The 15603-nt window shown below is 64.9% G+C and carries 19 protein-coding genes; 15 read left to right on the forward strand and 4 right to left on the reverse strand.

The features are described 5' to 3' along the window. Position 1: 1 nt before the first annotated feature. The 7 genes from GFS60_RS25645 to GFS60_RS25675 are packed head-to-tail and all read left to right on the forward strand — an operon-like array spanning position 2 to position 7279. The gene (locus tag GFS60_RS25645; RefSeq protein ID WP_159927538.1) at positions 2-862 is read left to right on the forward strand and encodes an MlaE family ABC transporter permease; all 861 of its coding nucleotides are present in this window, start codon (positions 2-4) and stop codon (positions 860-862) included. Then, a complete protein-coding gene (locus GFS60_RS25650; protein ID WP_159925616.1) occupies positions 862-1914 on the forward strand; it encodes an MCE family protein in 1053 nt (350 codons plus the stop codon). The genes GFS60_RS25645 and GFS60_RS25650 overlap by 1 nt, the downstream gene beginning before the upstream one ends. Continuing rightward, the gene (locus GFS60_RS25655) at positions 1911-2927 is read left to right on the forward strand and encodes an MCE family protein (RefSeq protein WP_159925618.1); all 1017 of its coding nucleotides are present in this window, start codon (positions 1911-1913) and stop codon (positions 2925-2927) included. Before GFS60_RS25650 ends, GFS60_RS25655 begins: the two co-directional genes overlap by 4 nt. Beyond that, a complete protein-coding gene (locus GFS60_RS25660) occupies positions 2924-3964 on the forward strand; it encodes an MCE family protein (protein WP_159925620.1) in 1041 nt (346 codons plus the stop codon). Before GFS60_RS25655 ends, GFS60_RS25660 begins: the two co-directional genes overlap by 4 nt. Then, positions 3961-5049: an MCE family protein gene (locus GFS60_RS25665; RefSeq protein WP_159925622.1), complete on the forward strand. Its 1089-nt coding sequence runs from the start codon at positions 3961-3963 to the stop codon at positions 5047-5049. Before GFS60_RS25660 ends, GFS60_RS25665 begins: the two co-directional genes overlap by 4 nt. A gap of 14 nt (positions 5050-5063) precedes the next feature. After that, positions 5064-6095, forward strand: a complete 1032-nt coding sequence (locus GFS60_RS25670) for an MCE family protein (protein WP_236603289.1) — start codon at positions 5064-5066, stop codon at positions 6093-6095. Then, complete coding sequence (locus GFS60_RS25675) at positions 6095-7279, forward strand: MCE family protein (protein WP_236603290.1); 1185 nt, start codon at positions 6095-6097, stop codon at positions 7277-7279. Before GFS60_RS25670 ends, GFS60_RS25675 begins: the two co-directional genes overlap by 1 nt. Positions 7280-7318: 39 nt before the next feature. On the opposite strand, the gene GFS60_RS25680 is transcribed toward GFS60_RS25675, so the two are convergent. The 4 genes from GFS60_RS25680 to GFS60_RS25695 form a co-directional block, all read right to left on the reverse strand. Then, a complete protein-coding gene (locus GFS60_RS25680; RefSeq protein WP_159925626.1) occupies positions 7319-8167 on the reverse strand; it encodes an ABC transporter permease in 849 nt (282 codons plus the stop codon). Continuing rightward, a complete protein-coding gene (locus GFS60_RS25685; protein ID WP_109331609.1) occupies positions 8164-8979 on the reverse strand; it encodes an ABC transporter permease in 816 nt (271 codons plus the stop codon). Before GFS60_RS25685 ends, GFS60_RS25680 begins: the two co-directional genes overlap by 4 nt. After that, entirely contained in the window at positions 8976-9944 is a 969-nt protein-coding gene (locus GFS60_RS25690) for an ATP-binding cassette domain-containing protein (protein ID WP_109331608.1), read from the reverse strand. The genes GFS60_RS25685 and GFS60_RS25690 overlap by 4 nt, the downstream gene beginning before the upstream one ends. 342 nt (positions 9945-10286) lie before the next feature. Then, on the reverse strand, positions 10287-10784 hold the full coding sequence (locus GFS60_RS25695; protein ID WP_159925628.1) for a hotdog fold domain-containing protein: 498 nt from the start codon (positions 10782-10784) through the stop codon (positions 10287-10289). Positions 10785-11252: 468 nt separating this feature from the next. Between GFS60_RS25695 and rpsJ the strand changes: the two genes are divergently transcribed. From rpsJ to rpsC, 8 genes are read left to right on the forward strand one after another with little or no spacing between them, the layout of a single operon-like run. Further along, positions 11253-11558 carry a 30S ribosomal protein S10 gene (gene rpsJ / locus GFS60_RS25700; RefSeq protein ID WP_003938093.1) on the forward strand — a complete coding sequence of 102 codons (306 nt, stop codon included), beginning with the start codon at positions 11253-11255 and terminating at the stop codon, positions 11556-11558. A 20-nt stretch (positions 11559-11578) separates the two neighbouring features. After that, a complete protein-coding gene (rplC, locus tag GFS60_RS25705) occupies positions 11579-12235 on the forward strand; it encodes a 50S ribosomal protein L3 (RefSeq protein ID WP_009479366.1) in 657 nt (218 codons plus the stop codon). Beyond that, the gene (rplD, locus tag GFS60_RS25710) at positions 12232-12921 is read left to right on the forward strand and encodes a 50S ribosomal protein L4 (RefSeq protein ID WP_109331600.1); all 690 of its coding nucleotides are present in this window, start codon (positions 12232-12234) and stop codon (positions 12919-12921) included. The genes rplC and rplD overlap by 4 nt, the downstream gene beginning before the upstream one ends. Continuing rightward, positions 12918-13223, forward strand: coding sequence for a 50S ribosomal protein L23 (rplW, locus tag GFS60_RS25715; RefSeq protein ID WP_109331599.1), 306 nt, complete (start codon positions 12918-12920; stop codon positions 13221-13223). Before rplD ends, rplW begins: the two co-directional genes overlap by 4 nt. A gap of 39 nt (positions 13224-13262) precedes the next feature. Further along, positions 13263-14099, forward strand: coding sequence for a 50S ribosomal protein L2 (gene rplB / locus GFS60_RS25720; RefSeq protein ID WP_015889918.1), 837 nt, complete (start codon positions 13263-13265; stop codon positions 14097-14099). Between the two features lie 13 nt (positions 14100-14112). Next, positions 14113-14394: a 30S ribosomal protein S19 gene (gene rpsS / locus GFS60_RS25725; RefSeq protein ID WP_003940820.1), complete on the forward strand. Its 282-nt coding sequence runs from the start codon at positions 14113-14115 to the stop codon at positions 14392-14394. Next, the gene (gene rplV / locus GFS60_RS25730; RefSeq protein WP_109331598.1) at positions 14391-14795 is read left to right on the forward strand and encodes a 50S ribosomal protein L22; all 405 of its coding nucleotides are present in this window, start codon (positions 14391-14393) and stop codon (positions 14793-14795) included. Before rpsS ends, rplV begins: the two co-directional genes overlap by 4 nt. Continuing rightward, positions 14795-15601 carry a 30S ribosomal protein S3 gene (gene rpsC / locus GFS60_RS25735; protein WP_005239635.1) on the forward strand — a complete coding sequence of 269 codons (807 nt, stop codon included), beginning with the start codon at positions 14795-14797 and terminating at the stop codon, positions 15599-15601. The genes rplV and rpsC overlap by 1 nt, the downstream gene beginning before the upstream one ends. Positions 15602-15603: the final 2 nt, after the last annotated feature.

Here is a 15603-nt window from a genome sequence, read left to right on the forward strand (position 1 = left end):
GGTGGTGGTCGATGCCAGATGGTCCGCGGCGCACTGGGCGAAGTCGAAGGCTCGTCAACCCCTGAATCTGCTGACGGGGCTGGGCCGGGAATTCACTTTCTACGGAAGCGCAGTCGCAGGAATCCCCCTCGCAGTGGTGAAGTACTGGCGGCACATCATGCGTCAGGTCGGTGACATCAGCTTCGGTGGCGCCACTGTGCTCGCCGGCGGCGGCGCGATCGGAGTCGTGTTCGCCATGTCCGCAGTTGCGGCCACTCAGGTGGGCATCGAGGGTTTGCGCGGGCTCGATCTACTGGGAATGGGGTCGTTGTCCGGGCTCCTGTCCGCGATTCTGAACACGCGTGAGCTGGCGCCGGTGATTGCGTCGATAGCGCTCGCGGCCAAGGTCGGGACCGGGTTCACCGCGCAGCTGGGATCGATGCGGATCTCGGAGGAGATCAGCGCGCTCGACGCGATGGCGATCCGCTCGCTGCCGTTTCTGGCGAGCACCCGGCTCGTGTCCTGCCTGATCTGTGTCGTGCCGCTCTACATCGTGGGGCTCCTGTCGTCCTACCTGGCGTCGCGGCTGGTGATCGTCACCTTCGCCGGACAGTCCGCTGGTACCTACGATTACTACTTCCATCTCATGCTCACTCCCATCGACATCCTGTACTCGTTCGTCAAGGCGATCGTCTTCGCCACCATCATTGCGCTGGTGCACTGCTCGTACGGGTATCACGCATTCGGAGGGCCCGAGGGCGTCGGCCGGGCCGCCGGGCGCGCGTTGCGCACCAGCATCCTCGCCATCGGAATCGTGGACCTGCTGTTGACTCTTGCACTCTGGGGTCTCGTGCCGTCCGCTCCCGCGCTGGGGCTGCCGTGATGCGGGGCCGCCCGGGCGGCCCAGGGACGATCGCCCTCGCCGTTCGCGGACTGCTCGGCGTCGTCGTCCTCGCCACCGGATCGATTCTCCTCGTCGGCTTCGGCACCGAGTCGATCGTGACCGATCCCGTCGTGCACGCGACCCTGCCTGCAGAGGCAGGGGCCGTGAAGTCGCATTCGACGGTGTCGTACCGAGGCGCCGCGGTGGGCACCGTGGCCAGTGTCGATCCCGGCATCGAGAAGTCGGGGTTGGAGATCAGCCTCGATCCCCACCAGATCCACCACATCCCGGCGAGCGTTCGCGTTCGGATCGTGCCCCGCACCCTGTTCGGCGACCAGATCGTGGACCTTGTACCCACCGGCGCCGCAGCCGGAGCGAGGCTCGCCGAGGGAGCGCACCTCCCACCCGACACCTCTACCGAAACGGTGCAGATGTACGACCTGTACTCGCGCGTCTACCAGCTGTTGTCCGAGGTGGAGCCGGAACAGATGCAGGCGGCCCTCAGTGCGGTCGCGGACGCGCTGCGCGGCCGAGGCGAGCAGCTGGGTCACACTCTCGACAGCTTCCACGAGGTCGCGCAGGCGACAGCGCCGCTCGTCGATTCGGTGGCGCAGCGCGCCCCGCAGATCGCCCGTCTCAGTGAGCAGCTGGCTGCGGCGTCCCCGGATCTACTGGCAACGATGGAGGCGGCGACGTCTCTGTCGCACACCCTGGTGGAGAACGCCGACAGCTTCACCGGGTTTCTCGCCGCCAGTCTCGTCGTCTCCAGGAACTCGGGGGCAGTCGTGGAGGAGAACGCCGATTCGTTGATCGCTGTAGCACTGAATCTTTCACCCACCCTCGGCACGATGGCGAGTAAGTCCGACATGCTGCGGGCAACACTCGACGAGCTCGGTCCGTTCGGCGAGGCAGGGGCATCGGTTTTCGCGACCGGCAAGTTTGCTGTGCGGGTCGCCGCCGACCTGTCGAATCCGCGGCCGTACACCGCTGCGGACTGCCCTCGTTATCCCGGCCTCAGCGGGCCCAACTGCGGTGAAGGACGTGGTCGATGAACGTCCGCAGATCGGCGTTCAAATTGGCGATCTTCCTGGTCGTCGCGGTGTTCGCCGCAGTTCTCGTGGTCAACACCCTGCGCGTCCCCGTCCCCGGCCCGACGGTCGGATTCAAGGCGATGTTCACCGACGCCCAGGGCGTCACGCCTGGCAGCGACGTCACCATCGCCGGCGTGCGAGTAGGAAAGGTCGATTCGGTGCAGATCGTGGACGGTGATGCCGGAACCGCCTCTGCCCTGGTCGGTTTCCGGGTGGAGCGCGATCAGAAGTTGCCCGCCGACACCACCGTCGCCATCCGGTACGGCGACTTGCTGGGTGTCCGGTACCTCGACCTGAGTGCAGGAGAAATCGGGAAAGGCACGCTCGAGGAGGGGGAGACGATCCCGCTCGACCGCACTTCGCCTGCCCTGGACCTGACGGGTCTGTTCAATGGTTTCAAGCCCCTGTTCGAGGCGATCGATCCCATACTGGTCAACGAACTCGCCTCCGAGGTCGTCGCCGTATTCGACGGCCGGAGAACGAGTGTCGACACCCTGCTGCGACGGGTCACCGCGGTGACCGGAAATCTGGCGAATCACGATCAGGTCATCGGTGAGCTCATCGGCAATCTCGAGGTCGTCGCCACCACCGCGGCCGCCAGGGGACCAGAACTCTCGCACTTGGTGGAAAGCCTCACCGCGTTCACCGGGATGCTCGCCGAGAACAACGACGTGTTGATCGACACCCTTGACAACACGGCTGCCGTCAGTGCCTCCATGATCGACATCCTCGACGGCCGAGTTCCCGAACTCACCCGAACGGTAGACCGGATGAATTCGCTTACGGGTGCGATGCTCGGCGCGAACGCCGAGTTCGACCACCTGATGACGGCGACTCCGAGCTTCTTCGCCTCCGTCAACCGCGCCGGCGAGTACGGATCGTGGCTCAACATCTACCTGTGCACCTTCATCGTCAATGTCGACGGTCAGGAAGGCGCATTGGGTCCAGACCTGCATTCGAGGTATTGCCAATGACGTTCGTGGACAAGGTTCGGAACGTTTGGGACTCCCTGTCCGGCAAGGAACGTGTGCGACCGGTCAGTCCTCTTGCCGTGGGAGCCGTGGGAATCACGGCCGCCACACTGGTTCTGGTAGTCGTCCTCGTCGTCCCTCGGCTGAGCTTTACCGTTCGGACCGACGCGTACACGGCGGAACTCGCCAACGCGGCAGGCCTGACCACCTCGGACTACGTCTACGTCGCCGGAGTTCCTGCCGGCCGGGTCACGGAGGTCGAGCTTGCCGGCGATCGGGTCCACGTACATTTCCGGCTCGACGGTGAACGACGCCTCGGCTCCACGACTTCGGCGGGAGTGAAACTGTCGACCATCCTCGGTAAGAGATATCTCGATGTCGCGCCTTCCGGGCCGGGTGAAACGCCGTCGAACGGAGTGATCCCGCTGAGCCGCACCAGCGTGCCCTACTCCCTCGACGACATCGGGTCCGGCGCGATCGAAGCAGCGAGCGAACTGGACGTCGAGGGACTGCAGAAGATGGTTGCGACGGTCAGGGACACGATGCCCACGGATGCCACCCTCAACCGGGATGCGCTGGCAGGGATCAGCGCAGCGTCCGCGATCCTGGCCAAGAATGCCGACCAGATCACGCAATTGCTCGACAGTTCCCGAACTGTGACGGATGTGCTGGTAAGTCAACAGGACCAGTTGTCGACGCTGCTGGGAAACGCCGAGGTCGTCATAAAGACGCTGGCGACGCGACGGGAAGCGATACGTCAGATGGTCGACGATCTGGAATCCCTGGTAGCTCAGGCGTCGCAGTTCCTCGGCGAGAACACACACGATCTCGACCTCCTGCTTGCGAACGCACGTGCGGTGACGGACCGCCTCAACGCCAACCTGGGCAATATCGATACCCTCCTCACACAGGGTGCACCGGCCGCACGCGCCCTGGTCAACTCGACCGGAACGGGCGATTGGGCCGACGTCTCCGCACCCTCCGCCTTCATCGCGGACAACCTGCTGTGCGTCGTCGGACTGCTGACGGGGTGTTCGTGAAGACCGCGGCGCGCAGGGCTGTGGGGATCGCTCTGACGGTCGGGCTCGTCGTGGCGATCGCAGTGGCCGGTTGGCTGGTGATCTTCCGTTCGTCCTCAACCACAGTGCATTCGGAGTTCGCCTACGTGAACGGGGTCTTTCCCGGAACCAAGGTCACCGTGCTGGGTGTCCCGGTGGGCGCCGTCGAGGCGGTGGAACCGAGGGGTGCGACCGTTCTGGTCACCATGTCGGTCGCCGCCGACGTCAGCCTTCCTGCGGATGCGCATTCGTATGTGCTGGTGTCGTCCGCGATCGGTGAACGCTTCGTCGAACTCGGACCGGCCTACACCGGGGGACCGGTACTGGGCAGTGGCGACACCATCCCGCTCGAGCGCAGTCACTCGCCGATTACCTGGGACCAACTGATGGACAGTGTCGAGACTGTGGTCGAGGTGCTCGGTCCGGAAGGCGGCAACGTGGGAGCCGCACTCTCGGCCACCGCGGCGTCCACTCACGGTACGGGCCAGGCGATGAACGATGCCATCCGCACGCTGTCCCAGGCGAGTTCGGTCGTCGCCGGCAACAGCGAGGACATCGGCGCCCTCATCGATAATGTGGAGGTGCTCGTCACGACGATCTCGGCGCGGCAGGCTCAGGTCGACTCGCTGGCACAGTCGCTGACTGTCGTCGGCGACGAGTTCGCCGGACAGCAGTTCGAGACCGGCTCCACGATAGTGCAGCTCATGACTCTGCTGGACCACATCGATCAGCTCGTTGCCGCTCGCGGCGGCGACCTGAGTGCCAGTATCGACAACCTCGCCGGAATGAGTGGAGTTCTTCGACAGCACGACACCGACCTCGCCGAGATCATGGATCTGCTGCCCTTGCTCGTCGACAACATTCAGCGTGCGGTCACCCCCGACCAGCGTGCCCGCATCCGATTGAACATCTCGACCACTCTTGCGCAGGCCGAGCCGACGTCGCCTCTGTGTCAGGTGGTCGATCCGATCCTCTGCCGCGGGCCAGGAATCACCAACCCGATTCAATTCCCTCCCAGCATGTCCGATCCGTTCGGGCTACGTGAACTCATGGTCGGAGGACGATGACGATTCTTAGCAGAATGCACGCACTGACGACTGTGGTGATCCTCGGGGCCGCCGCGATCACGTCCGGATGCTCGCTCAGCCTTCAAGGCCTGTCGGTCGGTCACGCGCCCGACGGGCCGTCGTATCGCATCACCGCAGAGTTCGCGGGTGCCGACCGGGTCGTACCCGGTGCCGAAGTCCGGGCCGGACAGGATGTGATCGGTCGCGTATCCGAGGTGTCCACCCGAAACTTCACGGCCAGGCTCGAGATGCGGATTCGTGACGACGTCCGTGTGCCTCGAGATGTCACCGCGCGGATCGAGTTGCCCACTGCCCTCGGCAATCCGTTCGTGCGGTTGAACTTGGAGGACGGAATCGGGGCGCCGATGGGCGACGGTGACACGATTCCATTGGTACGCACGTCGCGCGGCCCGGACATCGAAAGTGGACTGGCAGCGCTCGCCACCGTGCTCAACGGCAGTGGAATCGATCAGATGAGCACCATCATGAGGGAATTGAGCGCAGCCTTCGCCGGCCGCTCCGACAAGGTGCGAGACCTCGCGGACATGTTGAACGACACGCTGGGCGTCGTCGACGACCACCGTGACGAACTGAACAGGGCAATAGGGGCGTCCCATGCGTTTTCCGCCGAATTGGCGGCCGGGCAGCCGATACTGGATCGCGCGCTGACCGAAATGTCGCCGGTGATCGACCTACTGCTGTCCCAGCGTGAACAGATCACCGCGCTCATGCACCAGGCGTCCGCACTCACCGGGGAAGCCGAACGTGTCCTCGGGAGCGCCGGAACGGAGCTGTCGGCCGAAATCGATGACGCCGGCACGGTACTGGCCGCCCTCGAAGGGTTCGAATCGGAGCTGGCGCCGACACTGGACGCGGTCGCACGGTTCCTCGGTGGATTCGCCGCCACCACACCCGGCGACTACGTGACCTTCAACGGGACTTTCGACGTCACGGCGGTCATCGCGAAACTGCTCACCGGCTCGGCGCCCCTCGAGGTCCCGGAAGCCCGGACGCTGGCCGAGGTCCTCGGCGGAGGTGTCCGCTGATGACCCGGCACGTCGTGGCGCAGCTCGTCATGTTCGTTGTGATCTCGCTGGTCGCGATCCTGTTCGGGTTGCGGTACGTCGCCGGACCGGACACGTTCGACGATCCTCTCCGGCTGAGCGCCGAACTGGACAACGCAGCCGGGCTCGCCCGCGGAACCTCGGTGAACTACCGCGGTGTGGGAGTGGGCACAGTCGAATCGGTCGACGTCAGCCCGCCCGGTTCGGGCATCGTGCTCGGAATCGAACTGCATCCGGGCACCGAGATACCGATCGGGTCCGTCGCGAAGATCAGCACCGAGAATCCGGTCGGCATTCAGTCGCTCGACATCATGCCCACCACCGACCAGCCGCCCTATCTGGTCGACGGAGACGTCATCGCCATCCCGGCGGACGGGGTTCCGAAGTCGCTGGACGCTACCCTCGTTCAGGCGACCGACCTGGTGAACACACTCGACGTGCGCGACCTCTCGACGATTGCCGACACGTTCGGCACCGCCTTCCAGGGAACCGGACCGGACCTGCAGAACCTGCTCGACAATTCGGCCGAGGCAGCGCAGCTACTCGACAGCCGCACAGAAGCGCTCACCACCATCGTCGACAAGGGAATGCCACTCCTGGACAGCGCCGACGGATTGGCTGCAGCACTGCCCGGATCGGCGAGCACCGCACGAAATGTCTTCGAACAACTGCAGGCCAACGATGCGGCCCTCGTCGAATTGATGGGACGCTCGCCCCAAATGATGGCGAGCCTCGACTCCCTGCTTGCCGGCAACCGCGACTCCCTCGGCACCATGCTCGCCGATCTGGTCCTCCCCACCCGCATCGTGGCGGATCGGCAACCGTCACTCGACTACGGCCTGTCGATCATGCCCACGGCACTGCCGAAGATCGGTTCGATCGAGAAGGGCGGACTGGCCGATCTGCTCCTCGTCGGCACGCAGGGCCCGATGTGCGTGTACGACGCCCCCCGCCGACTGGTCACCGAGGCGGAACCACGTGAACCGGCCCTCGACTGGACGTGCCAGTCGCAGGAGTACCTCGAACAGCGTGGTGCGGTCAATGTTCCACGCCCCGACGATCTCGGGCAGGAGAACGCGACTCGGAGCGGGGGTGTGTACGGTCCGCCGGCCGCAGACGACCCGTTGGTGATTCAGCCACCCCTCACAGGCAGGACCCCTCGCTGATTCCGCGGGACTCGACGGGACCGCACGCGGACGTGGGTGCTACGGGGGAGTCCCTGCGGCCCTTCGGTATCCGCGCACCGCGGGGTAGGTGAATACGATCAGTCCACCGATCGACCAGGCGATCGTCTTGATCAGTGGTTCCGCCACCGGACCGCCCATCGACAGACCCTTCATCGCGTCGATGGCACAGGACATCGGCTGGTTCTCGACGAACGACTGCAACCAGGTCGGGTACGCGGCGGTGGGTACGAATCCCGAGTTGAAGAACAGCAGAAGGGTGCAGAGCAGGGACAGCAGTTCGACGAGTGGTGCCTTCCCCGCGTTGACAGCGAGGGCCGTCACCATCGTCGCGAAGCTGACGCCGAAGAGAAGTGGCAGAAGCATGAGGCCCACGCCGGCGAGGATGCCCTGGTCGAACCGAAAACCGAGGGCAATTCCGACGGCGATGATGAGGAGCGTCGTCAGAGAGATGCGCACACACTCGGCCAGCAGCCGGCTGACCAGGGGAGAAGCCCTGTGGACGGGGAGAACCCAGAACCTGCCGAGCAGGCCGTTGGCCCATTCCTTCTTGAGGGACAGTCCCCCCGCGATGGAGCCGAACATGGCACCGACCAGAGTGATCATGGGGACGGTGCCGTACAGACTGTTGACGCCCGTGGCCTTGGTGATCGAAATGCCCAGCACGGCCCAGAACATGACGAGCATCAGCGCGGGATAGACGATGGCCTGGATCATCGTTCCGGGGTCGCGAGCCCAACGCACAAGAAGCCGTTTCGTCTGCAACAGGCTGTGAACCACCAGGGCGGACGCCGAATTCTCGGGATGCGGCTTCGACACCGCGGGGAACGTCACCCGGGTGGGCGCCTCGGCTCGATACTCGGTGGTCATCCGCGCCTCACATTCGACCAGATCGACAACGGAACGAAAGCGAGCACGAGTCCGGCGCACCACAGCAGAGTCGGCGTCATCTGGTGCAGGGTGATCGTGCCCTCGGTCATGGCACGCATCGATTCGGAGAACTGAGATATCGGCTGGTTCCGCACGAAGCCCTGCGCCCACTCCGGGAACTGGCTTACCGGAACGAATCCGGAGGAGAACATCCCCAGAATCAGCTGCGGGAGCGTGAGCGCCTGGCTGGTGACTTCCGGGCTCCCCGTCAGCGTTCCGAGCGCATCGGCACCGGTCGTGAGTGCGAACCCGATAAGCATCGCCAGGGCACAGAAGCCGAGGGTCAGCCGCGTGCCGCCATCGAACCTGAAACCGATGAGATACCCGTAGGTCACGGCAGCGACGAGCGAAATGGACGAGTGCACGAGTGACGCCGACATGCGCGCCGCCAAGGGTATGGCTGCTCCCACGGGCATGGTCTGGAATCGGGTATTCATACCGTTCGACGCCTCGGTCGCCGCTCGATGCGCGGCGGACACGGCCGTGAACGCCATCGCTTGGAGCACGATGATCGGCATGACGAACTGGGCGTAGTCGACGCCCTGGAACTTCATCACCAGACGCAGCGGTAGGTAGAAGCCGACCGTGAAGATCAACGGCGCCAGCACCGCGATGAAGAACTGACCCGTCACCGACATGGTGTGGAGATTTCGCTGGGTCAGTGCAACCCACTGCTGCACGTTGGACGGCTGGGGCTTGCGGTGCTTGCCCGCGAGAGCGCGTTCGAAGGCTACCTGCGGGGGCGCCGTCACGACGGCAGGCTCTCGTCGACGCGTGCATGTCCGGTGAGTGAGAGGAACACGTCATCGAGCGACGGTCGTCGGAGTGCGATGTCGGCAAGTTTCACACCAGCCATGTCGAGGCGACGAAGCACCTCGGCGAGAGTCTGGGCACCGTGCTCGGCCGGAATCGACAAGCGGTCGGAACCTTCCTCGATGACGCGGTCGGGAGGGCACAGGCCTGCAAGAACCTCGCGCACGCGCGGCAGATCGGAGAGTTGGACCGGCACCACTTCGCAATAGCTGCCGCCGGTGCGGGCCTTGAGGTCGTCCGCCGAGCCTTCGGCGATCACCGTGCCCTTGTCGATGACCACGATGTTGTCGCTCAGCAAGTCGGCCTCTTCGAGGTACTGCGTGGTGAGCAGAATGGTGATGCCCTGATCTTTCAGCGCAGACACGAGACCCCACACGCCCTGACGGCTGCGGGGGTCGAGACCAGTGGTCGGTTCGTCGAGGAACACCACTTCCGGCCGGATCACCAGACCGCACGCGATGTCGACGCGTCGACGCATACCGCCCGAGTAGCCGGACACCTTTCGGTCACCGGCGTCGAGGAGGTCGAACTGAGTGAGGAGATCCTGGGCCCGCGCCTTCGCGTCGCCCTTGGGCAGACCCATCAGACGCCCGAACAGCACGAGGTTCTCGCGGCCGGTCAACGACTCGTCGAGGGCCGCGTACTGCCCCGTCATCATGATGCTCCGGCGCACGTCCGCCGATTCGGTGACGACGTCGTGCCCGGCGACGAAGGCCCGTCCGGCATCAGGCCGGAGCAGTGTGGACAGGACGTTGACGGTGGTGGTCTTTCCGGCCCCGTTGGGACCGAGGATGCCCAGAACCGTGCCGCGGGGTACCTCGAAGCTCACGCCCCGCAACGCTGCGACGTCACCGAAGGATTTTTCGATTCCCTCGACAAGTACGGCGGTGTCAGGTGCAGGCATGTCCTCGAGTATGGCACGCGAGAAGTGAGATGAAGCCAGACCCGCGAACCATGTCCACGCCCGGGGAAGGGGCCGGGGAATCTTCTGTAACGCGCGCAGACAGGTACACGATAAATGCCGCACACCTGTACCAGTTCCACTCCCGTGACCGCCGCAACCTCTGCGTCTTCCACGTCGACGGCCATGGTGTGCGAACGTCAGGCCCGGTGTCCGCAGTACTCCCGCAGGGTAATTCACCGCCGCGGAGGGGCCGGGACCGAAATGTGAGCTTCGACATGCGTCGTGCCGTCGTCCACCTCCGCTTCCGCGTCGGTGCGCTCACCGTGGCTGCTTGCCCGAGAGCTAGGAAGTCTCCGGTCCCGCACTGCGGGGTGTCACCCACGTCGTGATGTCAGCGTGGACCACCTCGTTCCCCGCGCGGTCGACGATGCGTACCGGCACCACCAGCTCGGCGCCCTCGGTGATGGTGGCAAAGTCCGGCGGCTCCGGTAGTTCGGCGATCGCCCGCAGCGATCCGTTCGCCTTGGCGAGGTAGTCGACCGTCATGGACTTCGGAATCCATCGATGCGTGCTCGGCACGGTCGCTTCGGACAGCATGCCCATGGCGACCTCGGCGAGGTTGCAGGCGGCGATCGCGTGAAAGGTGCCGAGGTGGTTGCGCACGCCCCACCATTTCGGGGCGTGAACCTCACAACGTCCGGGCCGCATGTCGACGACGCGGGGGAGCACCGAGCCGAAGTAGGGAACGCGTACACACATCGCCAGAGAGAAGAGAGTGTGACCGAGGGCGTTGTCCGGAAGCTTCTGCCAGGCGGCGAAGGTAGGACTCGAAGTCGTCATCCCGACACCTTACTCGAAAGTAAGTTCTGTGGCTGCGGCACCGGTCCGGGTCGGTTTGAAGTCTCGGGCCTCGTACGGCATACTGGTCGGGTTGCCTTGTCTGGGACGCGATCTATTGCGGCCTGAAACAGGTGGGGTGAAGAACGTCGTCGAGCGGTTCGAAAGAGCTGTTCGCGGCCCATGCAAGACGGAAGCAGTACCTACTGTGCACTCGATTTCGAGTGCATCCGGTGCGAATTCCCGGCCCGAAAGCTGAAAAGTTGCGGGTCGGAGAATGAGTGGGAGGGCGACACGCCCGACCGCGTGTACCGGAGAACCATGACAGATGAACAGCGGCAGCGGATCGGGTGCGTCCCGGTCGCCTAGCGTTCGGACAGTTGCGGCCCAGGTAAGGACTGTGCAGACGACGAGGTAGTTCGGCCCGACTCGGGTGGTTCTACGAAACGCGGCAAGAAAAGGACACTAAGCGTGGCGGGACAGAAGATCCGCATCAGGCTCAAGGCCTACGACCATGAGGCGATCGACGCGTCAGCGCGCAAGATCGTCGAGACGGTGACCCGTACCGGGGCCCGCGTCGTTGGACCCGTGCCGTTGCCGACCGAAAAGAACGTGTACTGCGTCATCCGCTCGCCGCACAAGTACAAGGACTCGCGCGAGCACTTCGAGATGCGTACTCACAAGCGGCTTATCGACATCCTCGACCCGACGCCCAAGACGGTGGACGCGCTCATGCGCATCGACCTTCCGGCCAGCGTCGACGTCAATATTCAGTGAGCGCGGCGGAGACAAAAACAATGACTGATACCAAGATCAAGGGAATCCTGGGCACGAAGCTCGGCATGACCCAGGTCTTCGACGAGAACAACCGGGTCGTTCCGGTCACCGTCGTGAAGGCCGGGCCCAACGTCGTGACCCAGATTCGTACCGAAGAGCGTGACGGCTACAGCGCCGTGCAGCTCGCGTTCGGCGCCATCGACCCGCGCAAGGTGAACAAGCCGACTTCCGGCCAATTCGCCAAGGCCGGCGTCACCCCGCGCCGCCACGTTGTGGAGCTCCGCGTTGCCGACACCTCGGAGTACGAGGTCGGCCAGGAACTTACCGCCGAGGTCTTCGAGGACGGCGCCTACGTCGACGTCACCGGAACCAGCAAGGGTAAGGGCTTCGCCGGAACCATGAAGCGCCACGGCTTCGCCGGCCAGGGCGCCTCGCACGGCGCCCAGGCTGTGCACCGTCGCCCCGGTTCCATCGGTGGCTGCGCCACTCCGGGCCGCGTGTTCAAGGGCATGCGCATGTCCGGCCGCATGGGTAGCGACCGCATCACGACGCAGAACCTCTCGGTCCACAAGGTGGACGCCGAGAACGGCCTGCTGCTGATCAAGGGTGCGATCCCCGGCCGCAAGGGTGGCCTCGTGATCGTCAAGAGTGCAGTGAAGGGTGGTGCACGGGCATGACCAGCACCGAGACATCGACGACCAAGCTGACGCTGGACGTCAAGGTCGCCGGCGGCAAGACCAACGGCACCGTCGATCTCCCCGCGGAGATCTTCGACGCGCCTGCCAACATCGCGCTTCTCCACCAGGTTGTCGTCGCTCAGCTCGCAGCTGCGCGTCAGGGCACCCACTCCACCAAGACCCGCGGCGAGGTTCGCGGCGGTGGAAAGAAGCCGTACCGCCAGAAGGGCACCGGCCGCGCTCGTCAGGGCTCGACCCGTGCACCGCAGTTCGCCGGTGGTGGCACCGTCCACGGCCCGCAGCCGCGTGACTACAGCCAGCGGACGCCCAAGAAGATGAAGGCCGCCGCCCTGCGCGGAGCCCTCTCCGACCGGGCGCGCAACGAGCGTATCCACGTGATCACCGAGCTGGTCGCCGGTCAGACTCCCTCGACGAAGGGCGCCAAGGCGTTCCTGGGCGAGATCTCGGACCGCAAGAAGGTCCTGCTCGTCGTCGGACGTGAAGACATCGCGGCGTGGAAGAGCGTGCAGAACCTGGACGGTGTGCATCCCATCGCACCCGACCAGCTCAACACGTACGACGTGCTCAACAGCGATGACGTCGTGTTCAGCGTCGAGGCGCTCAACACGTTCATCCACGGGCCCGCCGAGAGCGTCCAGGAAGAGAACAAGGAGGAGGCCAAGTGACGACCATCGCTGACCCCCGCGACATCCTGCTGGCTCCGGTCATCTCCGAGAAGTCCTACGGACTGATCGAGGAAGGCACCTACACCTTCCTGGTGCACCCGGACTCGAACAAGACGCAGATCAAGATTGCCGTCGAGAAGATCTTCGGCGTCACCGTGACAAGCGTCAACACCGCCAACCGTCAGGGCAAGCGCAAGCGGACCCGGTTCGGTTACGGCAAGCGCAAGGACACCAAGCGCGCGCTCGTGACCCTCTCGGCCGACAGCAAGCCCATCGAGATCTTCGGAGGACCGGTCGCGTAAGCGCCGGGACTTGACGAGACATAGAGGACGAGAAGACTCATGGCAATCCGTAAGTACAAGCCGACAACTCCGGGCCGTCGTGGCTCGAGCGTCTCGGACTTCGCCGAGATCACTCGGTCGACCCCCGAGAAGTCGCTGGTTCGCCCGCTCCACGGACGCGGTGGACGTAACGCACACGGTCGTATCACCACCCGGCACAAGGGTGGCGGTCACAAGCGCGCCTACCGGTTGATCGATTTCCGTCGCAACGACAAGGACGGCGTGCCGGCCAAGGTCGCGCACATCGAGTACGACCCCAACCGCACCGCGCGTATCGCCCTGCTGCACTACGCAGATGGCGAGAAGCGCTACATCATCGCCCCCAAGGGCCTGTTCCAGGGTGCGCCGGTCGAGTCCGGTGCAGGCGCCGACATCAAACCCGGCAACAACCTGCCCCTGCGCAACATCCCGACGGGTACCACCATCCACGCCGTCGAACTCCGCCCCGGTGGCGGCGCCAAGATGGCCCGCTCGGCTGGTTCCAGCATCCAGTTGCTCGGTAAGGAAGGCACCTACGCCACGCTGCGTATGCCGTCTGGCGAAATCCGTCGCGTCGACGTTCGCTGCCGCGCCTCGATCGGTGAGGTCGGCAACGCCGAACAGTCGAACATCAACTGGGGCAAGGCCGGCCGTATGCGGTGGAAGGGCAAGCGCCCGACCGTCCGTGGTGTCGTGATGAACCCGGTCGACCACCCGCACGGTGGTGGTGAGGGTAAGACCTCCGGTGGTCGCCACCCGGTCAGCCCGTGGGGCAAGCCCGAAGGCCGCACCCGCAAGAACAAGGCGAGTGACAAGCTCATTGTCCGTCGTCGCCGTACCGGCAAGAACAAGCGCTAGGAGGGAGTGAAGGATGCCACGCAGCCTCAAGAAGGGCCCGTTCGTCGATGACCACCTCCTCGCGAAGGTGGACGTGCAGAACGAAAAGGGAACCAAGCAGGTCATCAAGACCTGGTCCCGTCGTTCCACGATCATCCCGGACTTCATCGGCCACACGTTTGCGGTTCACGACGGCCGCAAGCACGTCCCCGTGTTCGTCTCCGACTCGATGGTCGGACACAAGCTCGGAGAGTTTGCACCGACCCGCACGTTCAAGGGTCACATCAAGGATGATCGGAAGGCGAAGAGGCGATGAGCAACACCGAAACCGCCAACCCGACCGCCAAGGCAATTGCGCGCCACGTGCGCGTCACGCCGATGAAGGCGCGTCGAGTTGTGGACCTGGTCCGCGGGCGTTCGGTTGAAGACGCCCTCTCCATCCTGAAGTTCGCGCCGCAGGCAGCGAGCGAGCCGGTCGCCAAGGTGATCGCCAGCGCTGCAGCCAACGCCGAGAACAACCTCGACCTCGACCCGAGCACGCTTGTCGTTGCCACGGCGTACGTGGACGAGGGCGCGACCCTCAAGCGGTTCCAGCCGCGTGCACAGGGACGTGCGTTCCGTATCCGTAAGCGGACGAGCCACATCACCGTGATCGTGGAGAGCCTGCCGAAGACCGGAACATCGACCCGTAATCGCCGGAAGGGAAGTGCTCAGTAGTGGGCCAGAAAATCAACCCGCACGGCTTCCGACTCGGCATCACCACCGACTGGAAGTCCCGCTGGTACGCAGACAAGCAGTACGCGGAGTACGTCAAGGAAGACGTCGCCATCCGTAAGCTCCTCGCCACCGGCATGGAGCGCGCGGGCATCGCGAAGGTCGAGATCGAGCGCACCCGTGACCGTGTGCGTGTGGACATCCACACCGCGCGTCCGGGCATCGTCATCGGCCGCCGCGGCGCCGAGGCCGACCGCATCCGTTCCGAGCTCGAGAAGCTGACCGGCAAGCAGGTCCAGCTGAACATCCTCGAGGTCAAGAACGCCGAGGCCGAGGCTCAGCTCGTCGCCCAGGGTGTCGCCGAGCAGCTCTCGAACCGCGTCGCTTTCCGTCGCGCCATGCGTAAGGCCATCCAGTCGGCCATGCGTCAGCCGAACGTCAAGGGCATCCGGGTCCAGTGCTCCGGTCGTCTCGGTGGTGCCGAGATGTCCCGCTCGGAGTTCTACCGCGAAGGTCGCGTCCCGCTGCACACGCTGCGCGCCGACATCGACTACGGCCTCTACGAGGCCAAGACCACCTTCGGCCGCATCGGCGTGAAGGTCTGGATCTACAAGGGCGACATCGTCGGTGGCAAGCGTGAGCTCGCCGCCAACGTGGCTGCTCCCGCCGGCGATCGTCCGCGGCGCGAGCGTCCGAGCCGCCCCCGTCGTTCCGGTGCCACCGGCACCACCGCGACCAGCACCGAGGCCGGTCGCGCAGCGACCGCCACCGCCGATGCACCCGCTACGACTGAACAGAAGGAGGGCTGACG

The organism is Rhodococcus sp. WAY2, from assembly GCF_009859915.1.
In the GTDB taxonomy this organism is placed as follows: Bacteria; Actinomycetota; Actinomycetes; order Mycobacteriales; family Mycobacteriaceae; genus Rhodococcus_F; species Rhodococcus_F oxybenzonivorans.

Coding starts and splice junctions, on each gene's coding strand:
- GFS60_RS25675 (WP_236603290.1), top strand. CDS start 6,095: ATGACCCGGCACGTCGTGGCGCAGCTCGTCATGTTCGTTGTGATCTCG.
- GFS60_RS25680 (WP_159925626.1), bottom strand. CDS start 8,167: ATGACCACCGAGTATCGAGCCGAGGCGCCCACCCGGGTGACGTTCCCC.
- rplB (WP_015889918.1), top strand. CDS start 13,263: ATGGCAATCCGTAAGTACAAGCCGACAACTCCGGGCCGTCGTGGCTCG.
- GFS60_RS25670 (WP_236603289.1), top strand. CDS start 5,064: ATGCACGCACTGACGACTGTGGTGATCCTCGGGGCCGCCGCGATCACG.
- rplD (WP_109331600.1), top strand. CDS start 12,232: ATGACCAGCACCGAGACATCGACGACCAAGCTGACGCTGGACGTCAAG.
- GFS60_RS25650 (WP_159925616.1), top strand. CDS start 862: ATGCGGGGCCGCCCGGGCGGCCCAGGGACGATCGCCCTCGCCGTTCGC.
- GFS60_RS25655 (WP_159925618.1), top strand. CDS start 1,911: ATGAACGTCCGCAGATCGGCGTTCAAATTGGCGATCTTCCTGGTCGTC.
- GFS60_RS25690 (WP_109331608.1), bottom strand. CDS start 9,944: ATGCCTGCACCTGACACCGCCGTACTTGTCGAGGGAATCGAAAAATCC.
- GFS60_RS25660 (WP_159925620.1), top strand. CDS start 2,924: ATGACGTTCGTGGACAAGGTTCGGAACGTTTGGGACTCCCTGTCCGGC.
- rpsS (WP_003940820.1), top strand. CDS start 14,113: ATGCCACGCAGCCTCAAGAAGGGCCCGTTCGTCGATGACCACCTCCTC.
- rplV (WP_109331598.1), top strand. CDS start 14,391: ATGAGCAACACCGAAACCGCCAACCCGACCGCCAAGGCAATTGCGCGC.
- GFS60_RS25695 (WP_159925628.1), bottom strand. CDS start 10,784: ATGACGACTTCGAGTCCTACCTTCGCCGCCTGGCAGAAGCTTCCGGAC.
- rplC (WP_009479366.1), top strand. CDS start 11,579: ATGACTGATACCAAGATCAAGGGAATCCTGGGCACGAAGCTCGGCATG.